This is a genomic window from Bradyrhizobium mercantei, assembly GCF_001982635.1.
GTDB classification, from domain to species: domain Bacteria; phylum Pseudomonadota; class Alphaproteobacteria; order Rhizobiales; family Xanthobacteraceae; genus Bradyrhizobium; species Bradyrhizobium mercantei.
Map to the genome: position 1 here is coordinate 1 of NZ_MKFI01000029.1, position 1,567 is coordinate 1,567.

Genomic DNA, 1,567 nt, shown 5'->3' on the forward strand with positions numbered 1-1,567 from the left:
GGTCTGCGCGCCGGCCGTTCGGCCGCGGACGCGGCGCGCGCGGCCCCGCCCCTGCCGCCGGACACGCTGCGCGCCGCCGCCGCGCCCTGGATCTCGCGCTTGCTCGCTGGCGGCGCGCCGGACGCGGCCTCGCCCAACCACGCCGCCCTGATCGATGCGTTGCAGGCGCTGATGCAGCAGCACGTCGGCCCGTTCCGCAACGAGGCGGGCCTGCGGCAGGCCCTGCGGGACATCGACGCGCTCAGGCGCCGGGCCGGCGCCGCGCTGCCCGGCGGCGGTCCGCAGGACCCGCTGCGCCTGGACGCGCTGGACCTGGGCAACATGCTGCTGGTGGCCGAGGCCGTGACGCGCAGCGCGCTGGCGCGCCAGGAAAGCCGCGGCGCGCACCAGCGCGAGGACTACCCGCTGCAGGACGACGCCTGGACCCGCAACCAGACCATTGCCTGGCACGACGGCGCCTGGACGCTCGATAGCCAGCCCGTGCAACGCGAACCCCTGGCTCAGGAGACCACGCCATGACCCGCCCCGCCCCATTCGTCCAGCTGCGCGTCCAGCGCAGCGATCCTCCCGGCCGCGTCGATGCCTTCGAGGTGCCGGCCGACGCCGCCGCCTCGCTGCTCGACGGCCTGCGCTGGGTGCGCAGCCATTGCGACAACTCGCTCGGGATCCGCTATGCCTGCATCAACGCCAATGCCTGCAAGGAATGCATGATGCGGCTGGACGGCAAGACGGTCTACGCCTGTACCGCCCGCCTCGAGCCCGGCCGCAGCTACGAGGTGGGCCCCCTGCTCAACAAGCCCCTGCTGCGGGACCTGATTACCGACATTTCGCCCGGCAAGGAACGCCTGTTTCCCGACGCCGGCGGCGAAGACGATTGATCCCGCCCTGCCCGGAACCCCGCCATGACCCCTACCCTCCCCGATGCCGCCGGCAACCCTGCCCTGGAACCGGTGCGCATCCTGTCCTCGGCCCATCTGGCCAACGGCCCGCATGCCGAATTGTCCGAGCTGGAGTTCGGCCTCATCATCGCCCACAACGCCTTCAGCCGCTGGGTGGCGCGCTGCATGGCCGCGGCCGGCGAGCCGGACCTGGGCTTCAACGACATCCTGGTGCTGCACCACGTGCACCACCGCCAGCGCGGCAAGAAGCTGGCCGACATCTGCTTCACCCTCAATTTCGAAGATACCCATGTCATCAGCTATGCGCTGAAGAAGCTCGCCGCGCTGGGCCTGGTGCAGGGCGAGAAAGCGGGCAAGGAAGTGCTCTATGGCACCACGGCCAAGGGGTCGGCGTTGATCGAGGCCTTCCGCGTGGTGCGCGGACGCTGCCTGCTGGCCGCCATCGATGGCGACCTGGCCGACGGCGCGGCCCATGCCGACGCCGCGCGCCGCCTGCGCAGCGTCTCGGGCCTGTACGACCAGGCCGCCCGCGCCGCGTCGTCGCTGTAGGCGCGGCGCGCGCCTTCCGGCCGGACCGGCGTGGATGTCGACGGCCCCGGCGCGCGGGGCCGGGCGCTGCTCAGCCCGTGCGCAACCAGCGCCACAGCGTGGTCGGGCTGATCCCCAGC

Annotated in this window: 2 protein-coding genes and 1 pseudogene; all 3 read left to right on the top strand. The window is 72.7% G+C overall.

Features of this window, described 5'->3' with window-relative positions:
- Positions 1-519 (top strand): annotated as a pseudogene (locus BI327_RS40650) (hypothetical protein); the annotation flags it as partial.
- A complete protein-coding gene (locus BI327_RS40655) occupies positions 516-878 on the top strand; it encodes a 2Fe-2S iron-sulfur cluster-binding protein (protein ID WP_033504509.1) in 363 nt (120 codons plus the stop codon). The pseudogene BI327_RS40650 and the gene BI327_RS40655, both read left to right, overlap by 4 nt.
- Positions 879-902: 24 nt before the next feature.
- A complete protein-coding gene (locus tag BI327_RS40660; protein WP_054430442.1) occupies positions 903-1,448 on the top strand; it encodes a winged helix DNA-binding protein in 546 nt (181 codons plus the stop codon).
- The last annotated feature ends 119 nt before the right edge of the window (positions 1,449-1,567 follow it).